The sequence below is a fragment of the Streptomyces malaysiense genome, from assembly GCF_000980885.2.
GTDB classification, from domain to species: Bacteria; Actinomycetota; Actinomycetes; order Streptomycetales; family Streptomycetaceae; genus Streptomyces; species Streptomyces malaysiense.
Window position 1 is genome coordinate 1 of the sequence record NZ_LBDA02000159.1, and the last position, 1,449, is coordinate 1,449.

The window sequence follows — 1,449 nt, forward strand, 5'->3', positions numbered from 1 at the left end:
CGCACGCCGGGGGAACCTCAGGTACGTCGAAATGGCCGGGTGCGTGCTGCGTGGTGTTGCCGGCGACGTCTGTGTGGGAGCGCAGGTTGCCCTCTGCGTCCCACGTCCAGGACTCACGAGTGTTGTCCGGGTGTTCGCGCCAGGCGGGTTTGCCCTCCGTTGTCCAGCCCAGCCGAGTTTGATTCTCGAGTGGGTCTGTCACTTGGATCACCCGGCCGAAAGAGTCCCGGCGGATGGTCGTTGTGTGACCCAGTTCGTCAGTGAGAGCAAGAGGTAGCCCGGCGTCGTTGTAGGCGACTGTACGAGTACGGCCTAGCGCGTCCGTGATTGCCGTCGGCCGCCCCGCCGCGTCGTACGAGTACCGTGTCTCTGCGCCGATCGGATCGAGCACCGTCTGCAGGTTGCCCCGCTCGTCATACGTGTGTCTCCACACCGCGCCGCCCGGCTCCACCACCTCGGTCGGCAGGCCGAGCACGTTGTAGGCGGCCCGTGCCACCGAACCGTCGGGCAGGGCAAGTTCAGTGAGATTACCGGCGTCGTCGTAGGCGTACCTGGTGGTGTGGCCGAGGGCGTCGGTGACCGTCAATGGCTTGTCACCATACTCGTCCCACTCCGTGCGCGTGAGGTGCCCCAGTGGGTCCGTCTCCTCCACGACGAGGCCGTCGGCGTTGTACCGGTGGACCGAGACGCGGCCCTGCGAGTCCGTGTACGTCGTCGTGCGGGCGGTGTCGTCGTAGGTCAGGGTGCCGGAGAGGATGCCGTCGACGCCCTCGGTGCGCACCACCCGGCCGCGCTCGTCATACACGTACGAGAACCACGTGCCGTTGCGGTCGGTCCAGCGGGTGACGCGACCTTCGGAGTCGTAGGTGAAGCGCAGTGGCTCGCCGCTGGAGTTGATGACCTCGGTCAGGTTGCCCGACGGGTCGTAGCCGTAGCGCATCACGACCGTGCGCTTGTCGGGTGCGGTGCCCGGACGGTAGCGGGACGGCGGTTCGCCCAGGAGGCGCAGGGCCGTGATGCGGGAGCCCTGGGTGTCAACGGCGACGTAGTAGCCGCCGGAGTGGCGGATGCCGAACGGAATGCCTTCGTCGTCGCGTTCGACGTCGATGCGGTTGCCGTTGCGGTCGCTCCAGGAGTCCAAGGCCAGGTGGAACACGCCGAAGGAGGGTGAGGGGACGGGGGCGGCGAAGGTGCGGACCACGCCCGTCGACGGGTCGGTGACCGTCATCGCACCGTCCGGCCTGCCGTCCCACTCCAGCGGCCAGCGGGCACCCTTGATCGGCATCGTGGCGACGCCCGGTTCTGGCACCGGGTACACCAGACGCATGCCGTCCGCCGCCGCGAAGACGACACCCTCACCGTCGATCTGAAGACACTCGTCCAGGGTGGAGATCCACGTCGGGCCGAAGCAGACACCGCCCCGGCAGGAGGAGAGGTGGGTGCGGGTCA

General features: G+C 68.0%; 1 protein-coding gene. It reads right to left on the bottom strand.

Annotated features, from left to right (window positions below):
• The coding region (locus VT52_RS34610; protein ID WP_143070974.1) for a DUF6531 domain-containing protein at positions 1-1,449 on the bottom strand (1,449 nt) is incomplete at both ends.